14 protein-coding genes are annotated in these 19630 nt (G+C 63.5%); 12 read left to right on the forward strand and 2 right to left on the reverse strand.

From position 1 onward, the window contains the following. Positions 1-39 precede the first annotated feature (39 nt). On the forward strand, positions 40-2307 hold the full coding sequence (locus BC360_RS24155) for a hybrid sensor histidine kinase/response regulator (RefSeq protein ID WP_065797152.1): 2268 nt from the start codon (positions 40-42) through the stop codon (positions 2305-2307). A 120-nt stretch (positions 2308-2427) separates the two neighbouring features. Further along, positions 2428-3318, forward strand: a complete 891-nt coding sequence (locus tag BC360_RS24160; protein WP_065797197.1) for a GNAT family N-acetyltransferase — start codon at positions 2428-2430, stop codon at positions 3316-3318. 91 nt (positions 3319-3409) lie between these two features. Here BC360_RS24160 and BC360_RS32235 read toward each other — a convergent pair whose 3' ends face one another. Both BC360_RS32235 and BC360_RS24165 read right to left on the reverse strand, forming a co-directional pair. Then, positions 3410-3586: a hypothetical protein gene (locus BC360_RS32235; RefSeq protein WP_161491392.1), complete on the reverse strand. Its 177-nt coding sequence runs from the start codon at positions 3584-3586 to the stop codon at positions 3410-3412. Positions 3587-3666: 80 nt separating this feature from the next. Further along, positions 3667-5952: an NADP-dependent malic enzyme gene (locus tag BC360_RS24165; RefSeq protein ID WP_065797153.1), complete on the reverse strand. Its 2286-nt coding sequence runs from the start codon at positions 5950-5952 to the stop codon at positions 3667-3669. A 103-nt stretch (positions 5953-6055) separates the two neighbouring features. Here BC360_RS24165 and mutS point away from each other — a divergent pair, with 103 nt between their 5' ends. The 10 genes from mutS to miaB all read left to right on the forward strand — a co-directional run bounded on the left by mutS (position 6056) and on the right by miaB (position 19613). After that, positions 6056-8800 (forward strand): DNA mismatch repair protein MutS, encoded by a 2745-nt coding sequence (gene mutS, locus BC360_RS24170; RefSeq protein WP_065797154.1) that lies wholly within the window; start codon positions 6056-6058, stop codon positions 8798-8800. Between the two features lie 202 nt (positions 8801-9002). After that, complete coding sequence (locus tag BC360_RS24175; RefSeq protein ID WP_083222713.1) at positions 9003-11846, forward strand: [protein-PII] uridylyltransferase; 2844 nt, start codon at positions 9003-9005, stop codon at positions 11844-11846. Then, the gene (gene murJ / locus BC360_RS24180; RefSeq protein ID WP_065797155.1) at positions 11843-13447 is read left to right on the forward strand and encodes a murein biosynthesis integral membrane protein MurJ; all 1605 of its coding nucleotides are present in this window, start codon (positions 11843-11845) and stop codon (positions 13445-13447) included. Before BC360_RS24175 ends, murJ begins: the two co-directional genes overlap by 4 nt. Positions 13448-13691: 244 nt before the next feature. Next, positions 13692-14756, forward strand: a complete 1065-nt coding sequence (gene trpS, locus BC360_RS24185; protein ID WP_065797156.1) for a tryptophan--tRNA ligase — start codon at positions 13692-13694, stop codon at positions 14754-14756. Between the two features lie 52 nt (positions 14757-14808). Next, on the forward strand, positions 14809-15300 hold the full coding sequence (locus tag BC360_RS24190) for a universal stress protein (protein ID WP_065783276.1): 492 nt from the start codon (positions 14809-14811) through the stop codon (positions 15298-15300). Between the two features lie 106 nt (positions 15301-15406). Beyond that, positions 15407-15973: a NifU family protein gene (locus BC360_RS24195; RefSeq protein ID WP_065783277.1), complete on the forward strand. Its 567-nt coding sequence runs from the start codon at positions 15407-15409 to the stop codon at positions 15971-15973. A gap of 122 nt (positions 15974-16095) precedes the next feature. Then, positions 16096-16755, forward strand: coding sequence for a tRNA (adenosine(37)-N6)-threonylcarbamoyltransferase complex dimerization subunit type 1 TsaB (gene tsaB, locus BC360_RS24200; protein WP_065797199.1), 660 nt, complete (start codon positions 16096-16098; stop codon positions 16753-16755). A gap of 6 nt (positions 16756-16761) precedes the next feature. Next, the gene (locus BC360_RS24205) at positions 16762-17259 is read left to right on the forward strand and encodes a GNAT family N-acetyltransferase (RefSeq protein WP_065797157.1); all 498 of its coding nucleotides are present in this window, start codon (positions 16762-16764) and stop codon (positions 17257-17259) included. 93 nt (positions 17260-17352) lie between these two features. Further along, positions 17353-18144 carry a lysophospholipid acyltransferase family protein gene (locus BC360_RS24210; RefSeq protein WP_065797158.1) on the forward strand — a complete coding sequence of 264 codons (792 nt, stop codon included), beginning with the start codon at positions 17353-17355 and terminating at the stop codon, positions 18142-18144. Positions 18145-18215: 71 nt separating this feature from the next. Beyond that, positions 18216-19613, forward strand: coding sequence for a tRNA (N6-isopentenyl adenosine(37)-C2)-methylthiotransferase MiaB (gene miaB, locus BC360_RS24215; RefSeq protein ID WP_065797159.1), 1398 nt, complete (start codon positions 18216-18218; stop codon positions 19611-19613). Positions 19614-19630: the final 17 nt, after the last annotated feature.

The following is a 19630-nucleotide window of genomic DNA, read 5'->3' on the forward strand; positions in this document are numbered from 1 at the left end:
GAAGCCATTCGGAACGCTTGCCATGTTAGCCCGGATGGCATGAGCGAGCCGTCACGATTGCTAGAGCAGATCGAATCCGGTTTCGGTGCGGGAGCCCGAGCCAGTGGTGCGATACCTGTCGCCGGCATGGCGGATGGCACAACGGCGATGTCGAAGCCCGCGGTGTCGGCATACTCCTTGCGCCGCCTGTCGCTGGCATCTCTCGGCGTAATCGCCTCCGGCCTCGTGCTTGCGCTCGGTATTGCCGCCGGTCTCTACCTGTTTTCCGCGGCGGTTGCGGCGGCCGGCCTTGCGGGCGTGCTGCTCCTGATTGCCGATGGCATCAGGGCGGTCGACGGCGACAGGCTGAGCGTGGAAGCCAGGCAGGACGGCGACTGGGATCGCCTGGAAACCTCGACCCTGCTTTCGACCATTCATGATGCGCTCGGAGACCTTGCGATCATGCGTGGCATGGATGGCAAGATTGTCCATGCCAATGCGGCCTTTCATCGGGCCTGCGGCCTCGACGATGCCAGGGGGCTCACCTGCGCCGCCATCGGCCTGAACTTTGAGCCGAAGATCGAACCCAATCACTACCTCGTGCGGATCACCGCGCCCGAGGGCCTCCGCCTCTACGATTGGCACGACGTCATCGCCCGGGATCCGGCCAGCGGACGACTGATGCGCCACAGCATCGCGCGCGACGTGACGGAGGAGGCCCGTGCCGCGCGTGAACGCGAAGACGCGCGGCGCCGCGCCGAAGAGGCAAGCCAGGCGAAATCGCGCTTGCTCGCAACCGTCAGCCATGAGATCCGCACACCGCTTTCCGGCATTCTCGGCATGAGCCACCTGCTCGGCCAGACCCGGCTGTCGAGCGAGCAGAAGAACTATCTGGCCGGCATGCAGCAATCCGGCCATGCCCTGGTACAGCTTGTCGAGGACCTGATCGATTTCTCGTCGCTGTCGGCCGGGCGGTTCCAGTTCCGTCCTTCGCGACAGGATCCGCGCGGCGTCATCGAGAGCGTCGTCGAGATGCTCTCCAATCGCGCGCATGAGAAGGGCATCGAGATCGGGGCAACCGTGACGGCCGACGTGCCGGCGTTGATGGAGTTCGACGCGGCGCGCCTGCGCCAGGTGCTATTCAATGTCATCGGCAATGCGGTGAAGTTCACGGAGGTAGGCGGCGTCTTCGTCAGTGCCGACATCATCGAGGATTGTGTGCGCATCCTCATCGACGACACCGGTCCGGGCATGTCGGGCGACGAACTGAAGCGCATCTTCGACGAGTTCGAGCAGGCCGGCAATGACGAGCAGCGCGCCAAGGGCACCGGGCTCGGACTGGCGATCTCGCGCCGGATCATGCAGGCCTGCGGCGGCAGCCTGACGGCGTCGAGCGCGCCCGGCCGCGGCAGCCGCTTCGAGATTCGCCTGCCGCTTGCCGAAGTCGAGCGGGTAACGCCGGAACGACGCCTGAGGCTCGCCCGATCGCACGTGCTGGTGATGGCGCCGGATGGGCCGGCGTCCGCAGCGCTCTCTGCCACCATCGCCACGCTCGGCGGACGCTGCCACCGGGCAACGACGCTGGCGGCCGCGCAGAATGTCATCTCGGATGTTCTCTCCGGCGGTGCGCCATTGACCGACATCATTGTGGACCATCGCCACGCCGACCAGTTCAAGCAGCTTCTCGCCCTGCAGCCGGCCGTCGCCCGCCTCGACGTCCGCCGGACCTATCTGATCAACCCGGAGGAGCGGAACACCCATCCGGTCGACCAGATGGACGGTTACGAGGCCTGGCTGATCCGCCCCTTGCGCGAGAAGTCGCTGGTCGAAGTGCTGCTGGGGCGATTGAAGGGCATCGAGAAGCGCGACGCCATCAATGACAACCGGCCGATCCTTCGCGAAGAGCCGACGATTGCTCCGGTCAAGTCGAGCCCGCGCGGCATCCTGTTGGCGGAGGACGATCCGGTGAATGCGCTGATCGTACGCACCGTCTTGGAGCGCGCGGGACAGACCGTCCGGTTGGTGACCGATTTTGGCGCCGTCGATCAGATCCTTTCCGGGGCCGGCGATCAGGCCCAGCCGATACCGGAACTGATCGTCACCGATCTCAACATGCCGGGCGGCGACGGATTTTCGATGCTGAAACGCCTGCGTGAGAACGAGGCGAGGGGATCGGAACGACGTCTTCCGGTGGTCGTGCTGACATCGGATGCGCGCCTGGAGATCAAAGACAGGCTCGTCGCGGCCGGTGCTGATGTCGTGTTGCCGAAGCCGGCCGATCCGCAGCGGCTGATGGCGGAAATCGGCCGCCTGCTTGAGATACGCTAAGCGCTCAAGTCGTAACGGTGTCAACGCCAGAGCAGGGGTTGTATGCCGTTTTCATGTCACTATGTTGTTGCAGAAACGTGGTCTAAGCCCGGCAGATATGAATGATTCGGGATGACGCGGATGACGATCGAGCTTCTGGATTCGACGAGCGTGGTAGACACTTCTCAGGCTTGCGTCGGCAAGACAATGACCGCTCCGGCGACCGACGTTCTCGGCCGAATAGCCAATCTTGAGACCCGGCTTGCACGCACCGCATCGGAGATCGATGCGGCGCAGGCGGTGCGTTACAAGGTCTTCGTCGAGGAAATGCAGGCGCAGGTCGGCCCTGACCTTGATCGCCGCAAGCGCGATGTCGACAGCTGGGATGCGATCTGCGACCATCTGCTTGTGCTGGACACGGCGATCGAGGGTGATCCGGAGGACCAGATCGTCGGCACCTATCGCCTGCTGCGCCAGGATGTGGCCGAGCGCGCCGGCGGCTTCTACTCCGCTTCGGAATTCGATGTCGGCGCACTTCTTTCCCGCCATCCGAGCAAGCGCTTCATGGAGCTCGGTCGCTCCTGCGTGCTGCCGGATTACCGCACGAAGCGCACGGTGGAGCTGCTTTGGCAGGGCAACTGGGCCTACGCGCTCAGATACGGCGTCGATGCCATGTTTGGCTGCGGCTCGTTCCCGGGCGTCGTGCCGGCCGAGCATGCGCTGGCGCTTTCCTTCCTTCACCACAATATCCGGGCGCGCGACGAATGGGCCGTCAGCGCCCGCCCCGAACTGCACCGGACCATGGACATGATGCCGGTCGAGGCCATCAATCCGAAGAAGGCGCTGGCTGCCTTGCCGCCGCTGATCAAGGGCTACATGCGTCTCGGGGCCATGGTCGGCGACGGCGCCGTGGTCGACCATGCATTCCGCACCACCGACGTTCTCATCGTTCTGCCGATCAGCAATATCTCCGGCCGCTACCTCAATTACTACGGTGCGGATGCCGGGCGGTTTGCCACATCGGTATCCTGACAGGCGCTCGACGCAGTTAACCAGATATTAAGGATGGGTTTGACTTTCGATCCTGAAAGAGCGGATAGTCTTGCCAAGAAGTATTTTGGTTTCATGACGAAAGAGTAGAATAAATAACGGAGAGAACCGCCAGCTTCATATGAGATTGGCGTATATTGCGCTCTATCTCCATATTGTTTTCATCGCAGTGGAAGTAATTCTTCCATTGTGTATTGAGCTCGCCCCCTTTCCCAAGGGTGTCGAGCTCTTCTTTTGTGCGCAGATCCATGCGGTTTCTGCATCGACTCGACACACCCTGTTCGCCGATGGAGCAGGGTGTGTCCCGAAATCGGACAGCGGCTGCCGAATTTACATTCCGGCGTTGTAGGCGGCGATTGCCGCCATGTTGACGATGTCGGAATCCTTCGCCGACATCGAAACGATCTGCACCGATTTGTCGAAGCCGACGAGCAGTGGCCCGATAACGGTCGAGCCGCCGAGCTCCTGCAGCATCTTGGTCGAGATCGACGCGGAGTGGAACGCCGGCATGACGAGCACGTTGGCCGTGCCCGAAAGCCGGCAGAACGGATACTGTTCCATTACCCGCGAATTGAGCGCCACGTCGGCGGCCATCTCGCCGTCATATTCGAAGTCGACGCGGCGCTTGTCGAGAATGTTGACCGCCTCGCGGACCCGCTCGGAGCGTTCGCCCGAGGGGTGGCCGAAGGTCGAATAGGCCAGCATCGCCACCCGCGGCACGTAGCCGAGGCGCTTGGCGAGACCGGCTGCTTCCTCGGCGATATCGGCGAGTTCTTCGGAAGACGGCATGTCGTGTACGGCCGTGTCGGCCACCAGCACGGTGCGGCCGCGGCAGAGCGCGATTGACACGCCGATGACCCGGTGGCCCGGCTTCGGATCGATGCAGCGGCGCACGTCCTCGAGCGCCGTCGAATAGTTGCGGGTGATGCCCGTGACCATGCCGTCGGCATCCCCAAGCGCGACCATGCAGGCGGCGAAGTGGTTGCGGTCGTTGTTGATCAGGCGCTGGGCATCGCGGAACAGGTAGCCCTTTCGCTGCAGCCTTGCGTAGAGATAGTCGGTATAGGCGCCGACCCGCTTGGAAAGCCGGGCGTTGACGATCTGGATGCCGGGGCGGTCGAGATCGATGCCCTCGCGCTCCGCTGTGTCGCGCATCCGCTCCTCGCGGCCGAGCAGGATCGCGGTGCCGAGCTGCTGGTTGGCATAGGAGATCGCCGAGCGCATGACCTGCACTTCTTCGCCTTCGGCAAAGACGATGCGCTTCGGCTGGCGCCGCACGCGCTCATAGATCCGCTGCAGGGTCGAGGCGATCGGGTCGCGGCGGGCGGAGAGCTGGCGGCCATAGGCTTCGAGATCGGTGATCGGCTTGCGCGCGACGCCGGTTTCCATCGCCGCCTTGGCGACAGCCATCGGGATCGCCGAGATCAGCCGCGGATCGAAGGGAACCGGGATGATGTACTGCGCCCCGAAGCGCGGCCGGTTGCCCTGGTAGGCCGCCGCGACATCGTCCGGCACGTCTTCCTTGGCAAGGCTTGCGAGCGCTTCTGCCGCGGCGATCTTCATCGCATCGTTGATCGTCGAGGCGCGCACGTCGAGCGCGCCGCGGAAGATGTAGGGGAAGCCGAGCACGTTGTTGACCTGGTTCGGGTAGTCCGAACGGCCGGTCGCGACGATTGCGTCGTCACGGATGCGGGCGACCTCCTCAGGGGTGATTTCCGGGTCCGGGTTGGCCATGGCGAAGATGATCGGCCGCGGCGCCATCGAGCGGACCATGTCCTCGGACAGCGCGCCCTTGGCAGAAAGGCCAAAGACCACGTCGGCGCCGTCGAGCGCTTCGGCAAGCGTGCGCCGGTCGGTCTCGACGGCATGCGCCGATTTCCACTGGTTCATGCCTTCGGTGCGGCCCTGGAAGATCACGCCCTTGGTGTCGCACAGGATGACGTTTTCCGGGTTGAAGCCCATCGCCTTGATGAGTTCGATGCAGGCGATGGCCGCAGCCCCGGCACCGTTGCAGACGAGCTTGGTGGTCTTGAAGTCGCGGCCGGTCAGCGCCAGCGCGTTGATGAGGCCGGCAGCGGCGATGATCGCGGTGCCGTGCTGGTCGTCATGGAACACCGGAATGTCCATGACCTCGCGCAGTTTCTGCTCGATGATGAAACAGTCCGGTGCCTTGATGTCCTCGAGATTGATGCCGCCGAAGGAGGGGCCGAGGAAGCGCACGCAGTTGACGAACTCGTCGACATTTTCGGTGTCGACCTCAAGGTCGATCGAGTCGACGTCGGCAAAGCGCTTGAACAGCACCGCCTTGCCTTCCATGACCGGCTTGGAGGCGAGCGCCCCGAGATTGCCGAGGCCGAGGATGGCGGTGCCGTTGGAAATGACCGCGACCATGTTGCCGCGCGTCGTGTAGTCGTAAGCGGTGGCGGGGTCGTCGGCGATCGCCTTGACCGGTACGGCAACGCCGGGCGAATAGGCAAGCGACAGGTCGCGCTGCGTGGCCATGGCCTTGGTGGGGGAAATCTCCAGCTTTCCGGGACGACCCTGCGAGTGAAAATCGAGTGCTTCCTGCGCGGTGACGCTCGTCATTGTGCGATCGGTCTTGTCGGTGGCCGGCATGTTTCCTCTATCCTCCTGTGGGCGACCCTATCGGGGCGCCTCTTTATGGTTGTCGTCTATAATTGCTTGCGGATAGTGTGCCATCTCTTTTTTCGGGACAATCATGAATTTCGTCACAGACCAATCGAGCCGCTCCGGCGAGGTGTTTTCTGCAGCCGATCTGGCGACCGAGGAGAGCCGTTCCTCGGCGACGCCGATGATGGAGCAGTTCATCGAGATCAAGGCGAACAACCCGGATTCGCTGCTTTTCTACCGCATGGGCGACTTCTACGAGCTGTTCTTCCAGGACGCCGTCGAAGCCTCGCGGGCGCTCGGCATCACGCTGACGAAGCGCGGCCAGCACATGGGGCAGGAAATCCCGATGTGCGGCGTGCCGGTCCATGCGGCCGACGATTATCTGCAGAAACTGATCGGTCTCGGCTTTCGCGTCGCGGTCTGCGAGCAGGTCGAGGATCCGGCCGAAGCCAAGAAGCGCGGCAGCAAATCGGTCGTGCGCCGCGACGTCGTCCGGCTGGTGACGCCAGGGACGATCACCGAGGAGAAGCTGCTTTCACCATCGGAGACCAACTATCTGATGGCGCTCGCCCGCATCAAGAGCGGCTCCGAACCGGCCTATGCGCTCGCCTGGATCGATATCTCGACCGGCATCTTCAGGCTTGCCGAAACGGGCGAGAGCCGGTTGCTTGCCGATATCCTGCGCATCGAGCCGCGCGAACTGATCCTCGCCGACACCGTTTTCCATGATCCGGAACTTCGCGCCGTGTTCGACGTACTCGGCCGCGTGGCGGTGCCGCAGCCGGCCGTGTTGTTCGACAGCGCCACCGCCGAAGGCCGCATCGCCCGCTATTTCGGCGTCAAGACGCTCGATGGCTTCGGCAGCTTTTCGCGCGCCGAACTGGCGGCGGCATCCGCTGCCATCTCCTATGTCGAAAAGACCCAGCTTGCCGAACGCCCGGCGCTCGGCACGCCCGAGCGCGAGAGCGCGGCCTCGACATTGTTCATCGACCCGGCGACTCGCGCCAATCTCGAACTCGTCAAGACGCTGTCGGGTGTCCGCGAAGGCACGTTGTTGAAAGCGCTCGACCGAACCGTGACGAGCGGCGGTGCGCGGCTCTTGGCCGAGCGGCTGATGTCGCCGTTGACCGATCCCGATCGCATCAACCAGCGGCTGGATTCGATCGAACTTCTGGCCGGCCAGCCGTCCTTTGCCGGCGACCTGCGCGATTCGCTGCGGCGCGCACCCGATATGCCGCGCGCGCTGTCGCGACTGGCGCTCGGCCGCGGCGGCCCGCGCGATCTCGGCGCCATCCAGGCGGGCCTGAGGGCAGCGGCAACGATCTCGCGGCTGATGGCCTCGGGCAATCTTTCGCAGGAGCTTGTCGAGGCACGCGCGGCGATCGACGCCTTGCCTTCGGCCGTCCTCGACCACCTCGATACGATGCTCGCCGACGAGCTGCCGCTGCTCAGGCGCGATGGTGGCTTCCTGCGTGAGGGGGCAAATGCCGACCTCGACGAGGTGCGGGGGCTGCGCGACCAGTCCCGCCGGGTGATCGCCGGGCTGCAGCTGCAATATTCCGAAGAGACCGGCATCAAGTCGCTGAAGATCAAGCACAACAATGTGCTCGGCTATTTCATCGAGGTGACGGCGGGCAATGCCGGCTCTATGACCGACACGGACGCCGGCCGCGCGCGCTTCATCCACCGCCAGACGATGGCGAATGCGATGCGCTTCACCACGACAGCGCTTGCCGAGCTTGAGAGCAAGATCGCCAATGCCGCCGATCGGGCGCTGTCGATCGAACTCGCCGCCTTTGAGGCGATGACGGCGGACGTCGTGGCGGCGGCCGAGGTCATCAAGGCGGCGGCGCTGGCGCTGGCGACCGTCGACGTTTCGGCTGGCCTCGCGACGCTTGCCGAAGAGCAGAACTATGCCCGCCCCGTCGTCGACCACACGCGCATGTTCGCCATCGAAGGCGGCCGCCATCCCGTCGTGGAACAAGCCTTGAAGCGTCAGGCGGCCAACGCCTTCGTCGCCAATGGCTGTGATCTCTCGCCGCCGGCGGGCGAAGAGGGTGGGGCGATCTGGCTTCTGACCGGTCCGAACATGGGCGGTAAGTCGACCTTCCTCAGGCAGAACGCGCTGATCGCGATCATGGCGCAGATGGGCACTTTCGTTCCCGCCGCAAGCGCCCATATCGGCATTGTCGATCGCCTCTTTTCCCGCGTCGGCGCCTCCGACGATCTCGCCCGCGGTCGCTCGACCTTTATGGTCGAGATGGTCGAAACGGCGGCGATCCTCAATCAGGCGACCGATCGCTCGCTGGTGATCCTCGACGAGATCGGTCGCGGCACCGCCACCTTCGACGGTCTCTCCATCGCCTGGGCAGCCGTTGAGCACCTGCACGAGGCGAACCGCTGCCGCGGACTGTTCGCGACCCATTTCCACGAGCTGACCGTACTTTCGGAGAAACTCGGCCGGCTCTCGAATGCGACCATGCGCGTCAAGGAGTGGCACGGCGACGTGATCTTCCTGCACGAGGTCGGGCCGGGGGCTGCCGACCGGTCCTATGGCATTCAGGTCGCCCGTCTCGCCGGCCTGCCGGCTTCGGTGGTCGCCCGTGCCAAGGACGTGCTGGCCAAGCTCGAGGATGCCGATCGCAAGAATCCGGCAAGCCAGCTGATCGACGATTTGCCGTTGTTCCAGGTGGCGATCCGGCGCGAAGAGGCCAAACCCGCTGGGAACTCCAGGGTTGACGAGGCGCTGAAGGCGCTCAACCCGGATGATATGACGCCGCGCGAGGCGCTGGATGCACTTTACGCTTTGAAGAAGGAACTGAGTGCCCGTTGACGGGCGTTCCGTTTTTCCTGTGCATGTGCCGGCGAAAAAGGCTATACAGCGCCGCGCGCCTTCAAAGGGCGTGGCGATGAGCCGGTAGTAATTTGAAATGCTGCACGGTCCCGGTTCGGCCTTGATCGGATGGGAGCATGCAGGAGCGCTCTTCATGCAGCGGACCACGCAACCAGTCGGACAGGACGCCCCTCGGCACTTCATGGGCAGACAAGAAACTTCCTTTCCCGAAATTCTCGATGTCGCAGCGCTCCGGGCGAAATGCGATTTCATTGCTGCGGCGCATGCCGAGCAACGCGATCCGATGCGCCAGGCCCTGCTTGCCGCCTTCAAGCAGGCAAATCTTGCCGGCCGGGCCAAGGCGCGCGAGCTGCTTTCGGGCGACGGCGGCGGGATTCTCTGCGCCGAACGCATTTCCTGGCTGCAGGATCAGCTGATCACCGTGCTGCATGATTTCGTGCTGAACGAAGTCTTCGACGCGGCCAATGCACCGCCGGCAAGCCGCATCGCCGTGACGGCCGTCGGCGGCTACGGACGTGGCACGTTGGCACCGGGCTCGGACATCGACCTGCTCTTTCTGCTTCCGGTGAAGAAGGCCGTCTGGGCAGAGCCGGCGATCGAATTCATGCTCTACATTCTGTGGGATCTGGGCTTCAAGGTCGGCCACGCCACGCGCACGATCGAGGAGTGCATCCGGCTCTCGCGCGCCGACATGACGATCCGTACCGCAATCCTTGAAACCCGCTACATCTGCGGTTCCGAAACGCTGGCCGCCGAACTCGAGACCCGTTTCGACCACGAGATCGTGCGCAACACCGGACCGGATTTCATTGCCGCCAAGCTGGCCGAGCGCGACGAGCGCCATCGCAAGGCCGGCGACACGCGCTATCTCGTCGAGCCCAACGTCAAGGAAGGCAAGGGCGGGCTTCGCGACCTGCACACGCTGTTCTGGATCGCCAAGTATTTCTATCGGGTCAAGGATTCGGCCGACCTTGTGAAGCTCGGCGTTCTCTCAAGGCAGGAGTACAAGCTGTTCCAGAAGGCCGAGGATTTCCTCTGGACCGTCCGCTGCCACATGCATTTCCTGACCGGCAAGGCCGAGGAACGCCTGTCCTTCGATATCCAGCGCGAGATCGCCGAAGCGCTCGGCTATCACGACCACCCCGGCCTTTCGGCGGTCGAGCGCTTCATGAAGCACTACTTCCTGGTGGCCAAGGACGTCGGCGATCTCACCCGCATCTTCTGTGCCGCGCTCGAAGATCAGCAGGCCAAGGACGCGCCGGGCCTTTCCGGCATCATCGGCCGTTTCACCCATCGCAGCCGCAAGATCGCCGGCACGCTCGATTTCGTCGATGACGGCGGGCGCATCGCGCTGGCGAGCCCCGATGTGTTCAAGCGCGATCCGGTCAACCTTCTGCGCTTCTTCCATATCGCCGACATCAACAATCTCGAGTTCCACCCGGCAGCCCTGCGCCAGGTGACGCGCTCGCTCGGCTTGATCAAGCCGCAGTTGCGCGAGAACGAGGAGGCGAACAGGCTGTTCCTGTCGATCCTGACCTCGCGCCGCAAGCCGGAACTCATCCTTCGCCGCATGAACGAAGCGGGCGTGCTCGGCCGCTTCATTCCGGATTTCGGCAAGATCGTCTCAATGATGCAGTTCAACATGTACCACCACTACACGGTGGACGAGCATCTGCTGCGGGCGGTCGATGTTCTCTCGCGCGTCGAACGCGGCATCGAGGAGGACGCCCATCCGCTGGTCGCCAAGCTGATGCCCGGCATCGAGGACCGCGAGGTGCTCTATGTCGCCGTGCTTCTGCACGACATCGCCAAGGGGCGGCCGGAGGACCATTCGGCCGCCGGTGCCAAGGTGGCGCGCCGGCTCTGCCCGCGTTTCGGCCTGACGCCGAAGCAGACCGAGCTTGTCGCCTGGTTGATCGACGAGCACCTGACAATGTCGATGGTCGCCCAGACCCGCGACCTCAACGATCGCAAGACCATCGTCGATTTCGCCGAGCGGGTGCAATCGCTCGACCGGTTGAAGATGCTGCTGATCCTCACCGTATGCGACATCCGCGCCGTCGGCCCGGGTGTGTGGAACGGCTGGAAGGGGCAACTGCTCCGCACGCTCTATTATGAAACGGAGCTCCTGCTTTCGGGCGGCTTCTCCGAACTGTCGCGCAAGGAGCGTGCGGCGCATGCGGCGACGATGCTGTGTGACGCGCTGACCGACTGGCCGGCAAGCGAGCGCGAGGCCTATGTGCGGCTGCACTATCAGCCCTATCTCTTGACCGTGGCGCTTGAGGATCAGGTCCGTCATGCCCGCTTCATCCGCGAGGCCGATGTCGCCGGCAAGGCGCTGTCGACCATGGTGCGCACGCACCAGTTCCATGCGATCACCGAAATCACCGTCTTGTCGCCCGACCATCCGCGGCTGTTGACCGTCATCGCCGGCGCCTGTGCGGCGGCCGGCGCCAACATCGTCGACGCACAGATCTTCACCACCTCGGACGGCCGGGCGCTCGATACGATCCTGGTCAATCGCGAGTTTTCCGTCGACGGCGACGAGACGCGCCGGGCGGCCAGCATCGGCAAGCTGATCGAGGATGTGCTGTCCGGCCGCAAGCGTCTGCCCGAGGTGATTGCCAGCCGTACCAAGGTCAAGAAGCGCAACAAGGCCTTCACCGTCACGCCGGAAGTGACGATCAGCAACACGCTGTCGAACAAGTTCACGGTCATCGAGGTCGAGGGCCTCGACCGCCCCGGCCTGTTGTCGGAGATCACCGCCGTCCTGTCGGATCTTTCGCTCGACATTGCCTCGGCGCACATCACCACCTTCGGCGAGAAGGTCATCGACACCTTCTACATCACCGATCTCGTCGGCCAGAAGGTCACCAGCGAGAACCGCCAGATGAACATCGCCGCCCGCCTCAAGGCCGTCATGGCCGACGAGGCCGACGAGGTTCGAGATCGGATGCCATCGGGCATCATCGCGCCTGCCGCGGGCACGCCCTCCGCTCAAAGAACGACAAAAGCCGAAACATGAGTCTGGTCAAGAAATTTGCAACCGTCGGCGGCGCCACGCTCGGCAGCCGTCTGTTCGGCTTCATCCGCGAAACCTTCATGGCCGCAGCAGTTGGCACCGGCCCGGTCGCCGATGCCTTCAACACCGCATTCCGCCTGCCCAACACCTTTCGCCGGCTCTTTGCCGAGGGCGCCTTCAATTCCGCCTTCGTGCCGCTCTTTGCCAAGGAGATCGAGGCGAGCGGCATGGAAGGGGCGCGGCGCTTCTCCGAGGAAGTCTTCGGCGTTCTCTTCACCGTGCTTTTGTTCCTGACGGTGGCGATGGAACTGACGATGCCCTTCATCGTCAGCAACCTGATCGCGCCCGGCTTTGCCAACGATCCGGCAAAGCTCGGCAATACCATCGTCTTCGCGACGATCATGTTCCCCTATCTCGCCTGCATGTCGCTCGCCGCGATGATGGCCGGCATGCTGAATTCGCTGCACCGCTACTTCGCCGCGGCGATCGCGCCGGTGTTCCTCAACATCATCCTGATCGGCATCCTCGGCTATGCCTGGTATATCGGCCAGGATCCGATCGCCGTCGGCTACGGCCTCTCCTGGGGCGTGATGGCCGCCGGCCTCGTGCAACTGGCGATCGTCTGGCTCGCAGTGCGCGATGCCGGTATCAAGATCGGCTTCCGCCGCCCGCGGCTGACGGCCAATGTCAGGCGGCTGCTGGTGCTGGCGCTGCCGGCAGCGATCACCGGCGGCATCACCCAGATCAACCTCCTGATCAACACCAACATCGCCTCGGCGCAGGAAGGCGCGGTATCGTCGCTCGTCTATGCCGATCGTATCTACCAGCTTCCCCTCGGCGTCGTCGGCATTGCGGTGGCGACGGTGCTGCTGCCGGAACTGGCGCGTGCACTGCGCTCCGGCAACGTCAACGAGGCGTCGAACCTGCAGAACCGTTCGGTTGAGTTCACCCTGTTCCTGACATTGCCGGCGGCGGCAGCATTGCTCGTGATGTCGGAGCCGATCGTCCGGCTCCTGTTCGAGCGTGGCGAGTTCCAGGCGTCGTCGACGGTGGTCGTCGGCCATATCCTGGCAATCTACGGGCTCGGTCTTCCGGCCTTCGTGCTGATCAAGGCGTTCATCCCCGGCTTCTTTGCCCGCGAGGATACCCGCACGCCGATGATCTTTGCCGGTATTTCGGTTGCCGTGAACGTGTCACTGGCCCTGACGCTGTTTCCGCGGCTGGGCGCAAGCGGCATCGCAACCGCGGAAATCGTTGCCGGCTGGGTGAATGCCGTCCTCCTGTTCGGCATGCTCGTCTGGCGCGGCCATTGGGGCCGTGACATCCCGCTGCTGACCCGTATTCCCCGACTCGTCATCGCCGCGGCCGGCATGGCCGCCGCACTGCATTTCGCCCTTCAATGGCTGACTTACGAAGTGTCGTCGGCAGCACCGCTGATCGTGCGCGCAACCACGCTTTGCGGTCTGGTGGTCGTTGCCATGGTAATCTATTTCGCGATCGCCTTCGGTATCGGCGGCGCCAACCTCGGCATGATCCGCCGCAATCTGAAGCGCAAGGCAAAGGCCAAAGCTGAACCGTCGACGATGCCGGACGCGGACGCCTGATCGAAGCCGCTACGCCGATTTCAATCGGCGTTGCGAACTCGCCGTCGCGCTACTTGATTGCGCCCCGCCCGCCGTGCATAAGCCATGCCGTTAGCAACATGGGCGATCAGCCCGACAGCGCCGCGCGTCCTGTCGGACGCGCCAAGGTCGCTGTCACTTTGAATGGCTGCATGTTTTTATCCTTAAGTTGGTCCCGATTTAAGGAAACATGCAGTAGGCCCTCCACCAGCCTATTGAGGACGACATGAACGAATTCAAGCCGCTCGTATTTTCCGGCGTTCAGCCGACGGGCAACCTCCATCTTGGCAATTATCTCGGCGCGATCCGCAAGTTCGTGGCTCTGCAGGAAAACAACGATTGCATCTATTGCGTCGTCGACCTGCATTCGCTCACCGCGCAGCTCGTGCACGAGGACCTGAAGGGGCAGATCCGCTCGATCGCCGCCGCCTTCATCGCGTCCGGCATCGATCCGGAAAAGCATATCGTCTTCAACCAGTCGGCCGTGCCGCAGCATGCGGAACTCGCCTGGATCTTCAACTGCGTCGCCCGCATCGGCTGGATGAACCGGATGACCCAGTTCAAGGATAAGGCCGGCAAGGACCGCGAGAACGCCTCGCTGGGCCTGCTTGCCTATCCGAGTCTGATGGCCGCCGACATCCTCGTCTATCGCGCCACCCATGTTCCGGTCGGCGACGATCAGAAGCAGCATCTCGAATTGACGCGTGACATCGCCCAGAAGTTCAACATCGACTTCATGGAGCACATCCGTCGTGGTGGATACGGCGTCGATATGGTCGTCGGCGAAGAGCCGATCCATGCCTATTTCCCGCCGGTGGAGCCGCTGATCGGTGGCGCAACGCCGCGCGTCATGTCGCTGCGTGATGGCACCAAGAAGATGTCGAAGTCCGATCCGTCGGATCTTTCGCGCATCAACCTGATGGATGACGCCGAGACGATCTCGAAGAAGATCCGCAAGGCCAAGACCGACCCGGATGCGCTTCCGAGCGAACTCGACGGCCTCAAGGGACGCCCCGAGGCGGAAAACCTCGTCGGCATCTATGCAGCACTTTCCGACAAGACCAAGGAAGCGGTGCTGGGCGAATTCGGTGGCCAGCAGTTCTCGGTGTTCAAGCCGGCGCTGGTGGACCTGGCGGTCGAAGTTCTGTCGCCGATCACCGGCGAAATGCGCCGCCTGATGGGCGACACGGCTCACATCGACGCGATCCTTCGCAACGGCGGCGAGCGTGCCCGGGCGCGTGCGGAAAAGACGATGGGCGAGGTTCGCGAAATCATCGGGTTTCTGCAGTAAAAGGCGAAAATGAGACCTTGCGGCGGCTTATCTGGAATGTAATGTTCGCCGTATGGTCTCGACCCGACTCTCACGACTTGAAGGTCACCGCCGCAAATTCATGGCGGTGATCGACGATACCCCGGAATGCGGCCGCGCTGTGCACTATGCTGGCATGCGCGCCAAGAATTCCAATGGCGGTCTCGTCCTGCTCTATGTCATCGCCGACGGCGACTTCCAGCAATGGCTGGGGGTCGAGGAAATCATGCGTGCCGAAGCGCGCGAAGAGGCGGAAGCGACGCTTGCCAAGGTGGCGCAATCCGTCCGCGAACGCATCGGGATTGAACCCGAAATCGTCATCCGCGAAGGGGCTGCAACCGAGCAGATCCATTTGGCGATCGAAGAGGATCGCGACATCGCCATCCTGGTTCTGGCCGCAGGGTCGGCAAAGGAAGGTCCCGGTCCGCTGGTCTCATCGATCGCCGGCAAGGCGGCCGCTTTCCCGATCCCCGTTACGGTCATCCCGGACCTCCTGACCGACGAGGAAATCGACGCGCTCAGCTGAGCTGCGTCTCTTTGCGCCCTTGCGAGGGCGGAACGAAGCCCTTATATTCTTTTGAATTATTCTAAAGAGCCGGTTGAGAACCGATCCCGGCAAGACGGAGAGAGACATGTTCATCCAGACCGAAGCCACGCCGAACCCGGCCACGCTCAAGTTCCTGCCGGGCAAGGTGGTTCTGGAAAACGGCACTGCCGAGTTCCGTGACGAAGAAGAAGCGCGCGCCGGTTCGCCGCTTGCTGCCCGCCTGTTCTCGATCCCCGGTGTCAGCGGCGTCTACTTCGGCTACGACTTCATCACCGTCAGCAAGGAAGGGCAGGAGTGGCAGCACCTGAAGCCCGCGATCCTCGGCTCGATCATGGAGCACTTCATGTCCGGCGCGCCGATCATGGCCGGAGCCGGCCGTGCCGAGCAGCTGGATCAGCAAGACGAATTCTTCGAGCCGGGCGACGAGACTATTGTCGCTACCATCAAGGAACTGCTCGAAACCCGGGTTCGACCGGCCGTGGCGCAGGACGGCGGCGATATCACCTTCCGCGGCTTCAAGGACGGCACCGTGTTCCTGAACATGAAGGGTGCCTGCTCGGGCTGCCCGTCGTCGACGGCGACCCTGAAGCATGGCGTGCAGAACCTGCTGCGGCATTTCGTTCCCGAAGTAGAAGCCGTCGAAGCCGTCTGATATCGCGATGGCGAGCGGCTGCGCCTTTCGGAGGTTGCAGCCGATCTCTTGGCTGAGTAAGCGTAACCGCGAAGCCGATCCGGCCTCGCGGGATGATGCGTCTGGAAATCGCTGCAACTGAAATGATCGTACTTGCCATCGACACATCAGGGTCCGGCTGTTCCGCTGCCATTTATGACAGCGGTTCGATGTCCATTCTCGGACAGTCCGGAGCCGATATCGGCCGCGGCCACGCCGAACGGCTGATGGAGTTCGTTGACGAGGCGCTCGAAGCCGCCGATCGCCCGCTTGGCGATATCGATCGCATCGCCGTGACCATTGGTCCGGGGTCGTTCACCGGCATCCGTGTCGGGGTCGCGACGGCGCGCGGCTTGGCGCTCGCGCTCGGCAAGCCCACGGTCGGTGTTTCCTCGCTTCACGTTATTGCTGAGGAAGCCCGCGCCGCGGCACCGGGCAAATCGGTGCTGGTCGCAATCGACGCCAAGCGCGACGAGGTCTACGTCCAGGCATTCGACGCAGCAGGCCATCCCGTCACCGAGCCGGAGGCGCTGTCGGTCACGGCCGCCCGCGACCGGTTTGCCGGCTTCGAGGGGTGCATCGCCGGTTCGGGCGCTGGGTTCGTCACCGCGGCAACGCCGGTCAAGACTTCCGATCTCGCCGATATCGCCGTTGTCGCGCGGCTTGGCGCCGTCGCAGATCCAGCCTCGGCCAAGCCGAAGCCGCTATACCTTCGAGGGCCCGATGCCAAGCCGCAAGCGGGCTTTGCCGTTGCCCGAGCATAGACACCGATGAGCTTCACCGACTACTTCACGCGCCGCACCGAATTCGACATCTTCCCGCTTGAAGAGCCGGATCTCATCGCTGCCGCCGCTCTCCATCGCCAGCGTTTCGCGGCCCCCTGGAGCGATGGCGAAATCCACGCGCTTCTCGTCCAGGAAACGGTGTTCGGTTTTGTCGCTCGCCAGACCAACGGATCGTTTCGGCCTGCCTTTGGCGGCTTCGTGCTGTCGCGTGCCGTGGCCGGCGAGGCCGAAATCCTGACGATCGGCGTCGATCCGCGTTATGCCCGTTCCGGCCTCGGCTGGCGGCTGATGCAGGCCGCGATGCGCGAAGCTTCGGTCAAGGGATCGGACACGCTTTTCCTCGAAGTGGACGAGACCAATCAGGCTGCAATCGGGCTTTACCGCAAGCTCGGCTTCCTCAAGGTCGGCGAACGCCGTGCCTATTACCAGGACAAGGCAGGACAGCGCACTGCCGCGCTTGTCATGCGGCTCGATCTTCGCTAGTCCGAACCGGATTGGTTTGGCACGCCCCGGATGAGCCGGACCCTCGCGCAACCATGCGGAGTGGCGGGTGACCGGCGCAGGAAATCCTTTTCGATGATCAATTGGCTGCGGATCGCATTGTTCGCGTTGGTGCTGGCGCTGGCCTCGCTCGTGCTGATGCCGATCCAGATTGTCTGCCTCTGGCTGGATCTGAAGCTGCGGCGCCTGTTGCCGCGCTACTGGCACCGCATGGCCTGCTACCTGCTCGGCATCAAGGTGCGCGTCCATGGCATGCCGGAACGCCGCCGACCGCTGCTTCTGTGCGCCAATCACGCGTCGTGGAAAGATATCCTGGTATTGTCTTCGGTCGCCGACGTCGTCTTCGTCGCCAAGTCCGAGGTCAAGCAGTGGCCGGTCTTCGGCATTCTGGCGCGGTTGCAGGCGTCGATCTTCGTCGTGCGCGAGCAGAAGCGCGCGACCGGAAAGCAGGTCAGCGAGATCGGTCAGCGGCTCGCCGACGGCGAGATCGTCGTGCTCTTTCCGGAAGGTACGACCTCGGACGGCAACCGCCTGCTCGAGATCAAGACGTCGCTGTTCGGCGCAGCCGCGTCTGCCGTGCCGCATTCGCCGACGGGCATGGTTCACGTCCAGCCGGTCGCGATCTCCTATACGGGTATCCACGGAATGCCGATGGGACGCTTCAACCGGCCGATCGCCGCCTGGCCGGGCGATACCGGCCTGGCGCCGCATCTGCTCGGTATCCTGCGGGAAGGCGCGATCGAGGTCGATGTCGATTTCGGCGAGGCCGTTGATTACGACCACCATACCAACCGCAAGGAAGTCAGCCGCGTGATCGAGCAACGGATACGGTCGATGCTGTCGGACCGCCTGCGCGGACGGGCCTGACGCTGTCGGCGCGTGAAAGCCAACAGGCGAAAATACTTCAACTTTGGGCCGCTTTGCACTAAAGAACCGGCATGACCCAGGAAACAGCTCTTCTGACGACGCCCGCAACGGGCGACGAACGCACGCCGGCCCGCAAGGTTTTCGTAAAAACCTATGGCTGTCAGATGAACGTCTACGATTCCGACCGCATGTCGGATGCGTTGACGCGTGACGGCTATGTCTCGACGGATGTGCTGGAGGATGCCGATTTCGTCTTGCTCAACACCTGTCATATCCGCGAAAAGGCGGCAGAGAAGGTCTATTCCGAGCTCGGCCGGCTGCGCGATCTGAAGAAGGCAAAGGCGCTCGAGGGCCGCGAGATGGTGATCGGCGTCGCCGGCTGCGTTGCCCAGGCGGAGGGCAACGAGATCCTGCGCCGCGCGCCGGCCGTCGACCTCGTCATCGGACCGACCACCTATCACCGGCTGCCGGAAGCGCTGAAGCGCGCGCGCAACGGCGAGCGCGTCGTCCAGACCGACTACGCCGTCGAGGACAAGTTCGAGCATCTGCCGGCACCCGACAAGGCCAGGACCCGTGCGCGCGGCGTCACGGCGTTCCTGACCGTGCAGGAAGGCTGCGACAAGTTCTGCACCTTCTGTGTCGTTCCCTATACGCGCGGATCGGAAGTCTCCCGTCCCGTCGCACAGATCGTTTCGGAAGCGGAGAAGCTGGTCGAGGCCGGCGTGCGCGAGATCACCCTGCTCGGCCAGAACGTCAACGCCTGGCATGGCCTCGGTCCCGACGGCCGCGAATGGGGGCTTGGTGACCTCCTGCAGTGTCTCGGCGACATCGAGGGGTTGGCGCGGCTGCGTTACACCACCAGCCATCCGCGCGACATGGACGACAGCCTCATCGAGGCGCATCGATCGATGCCGAAGCTGATGCCCTATCTGCACCTGCCGGTCCAGGCAGGCTCCGACCGCATCCTCAAGGCGATGAACAGGCGGCATACGGCCGCCGAGTATCTGGCGCTGATCGAGCGCATCCGCGCCGTGCAGCCGGACCTCGCTTTGTCGGGCGATTTCATCGTCGGCTTCCCCGGCGAGACCGACGAGGACTTCGAAGCGACCATGAGGTTGGTCGAGGCCGTGGGTTATGCACAGGCATTTTCGTTCAAATATTCGACCCGTCCGGGCACGCCCGGCGCGGAGCTCGACGATCAGGTTCCCGAGGACGTCAAGGCCAAGCGTCTGGAAAGATTGCAGGCTTTGCTGATTTCGCAGCAGCGCGCCTTTGCCGAATCCTGTGTCGGGCGCGAAATCGACCTGCTTTTGGAGAAGCCGGGCCGCATGCCCGGGCAGCTCGTCGGCCGGTCCCCCTGGCTTCAGCCTGTGAATGTTGATGCAAAAGCATCGCAAATCGGTGACATTATCAAGGTGCGAATCATCAAGGCCGGGCCGAACAGTCTGTTTGCCGAGATGATCGGGTAAGGACCGAAAACAGGAGC

The organism is Ensifer sp. LC163, from assembly GCF_001695855.1.
Taxonomy (GTDB): Bacteria; Pseudomonadota; Alphaproteobacteria; order Rhizobiales; family Rhizobiaceae; genus Ensifer.

What these genes read in the sequence shown, in the direction of transcription:
- BC360_RS24210 (WP_065797158.1), top strand. Translation starts at nt 17,353, where the DNA reads ATGATCAATTGGCTGCGGATCGCATTGTTCGCGTTGGTGCTGGCGCTG.
- tsaB (WP_065797199.1), top strand. Translation starts at nt 16,096, where the DNA reads ATGATCGTACTTGCCATCGACACATCAGGGTCCGGCTGTTCCGCTGCC.
- BC360_RS24205 (WP_065797157.1), top strand. Translation starts at nt 16,762, where the DNA reads ATGAGCTTCACCGACTACTTCACGCGCCGCACCGAATTCGACATCTTC.
- BC360_RS24160 (WP_065797197.1), top strand. Translation starts at nt 2,428, where the DNA reads ATGACGATCGAGCTTCTGGATTCGACGAGCGTGGTAGACACTTCTCAG.
- BC360_RS24190 (WP_065783276.1), top strand. Translation starts at nt 14,809, where the DNA reads ATGGTCTCGACCCGACTCTCACGACTTGAAGGTCACCGCCGCAAATTC.
- BC360_RS24165 (WP_065797153.1), bottom strand. Translation starts at nt 5,952, where the DNA reads ATGCCGGCCACCGACAAGACCGATCGCACAATGACGAGCGTCACCGCG.
- trpS (WP_065797156.1), top strand. Translation starts at nt 13,692, where the DNA reads ATGAACGAATTCAAGCCGCTCGTATTTTCCGGCGTTCAGCCGACGGGC.
- miaB (WP_065797159.1), top strand. Translation starts at nt 18,216, where the DNA reads ATGACCCAGGAAACAGCTCTTCTGACGACGCCCGCAACGGGCGACGAA.
- BC360_RS24195 (WP_065783277.1), top strand. Translation starts at nt 15,407, where the DNA reads ATGTTCATCCAGACCGAAGCCACGCCGAACCCGGCCACGCTCAAGTTC.
- BC360_RS24155 (WP_065797152.1), top strand. Translation starts at nt 40, where the DNA reads ATGAGCGAGCCGTCACGATTGCTAGAGCAGATCGAATCCGGTTTCGGT.
- mutS (WP_065797154.1), top strand. Translation starts at nt 6,056, where the DNA reads ATGAATTTCGTCACAGACCAATCGAGCCGCTCCGGCGAGGTGTTTTCT.
- BC360_RS32235 (WP_161491392.1), bottom strand. Translation starts at nt 3,586, where the DNA reads ATGGATCTGCGCACAAAAGAAGAGCTCGACACCCTTGGGAAAGGGGGC.
- BC360_RS24175 (WP_083222713.1), top strand. Translation starts at nt 9,003, where the DNA reads ATGGGCAGACAAGAAACTTCCTTTCCCGAAATTCTCGATGTCGCAGCG.
- murJ (WP_065797155.1), top strand. Translation starts at nt 11,843, where the DNA reads ATGAGTCTGGTCAAGAAATTTGCAACCGTCGGCGGCGCCACGCTCGGC.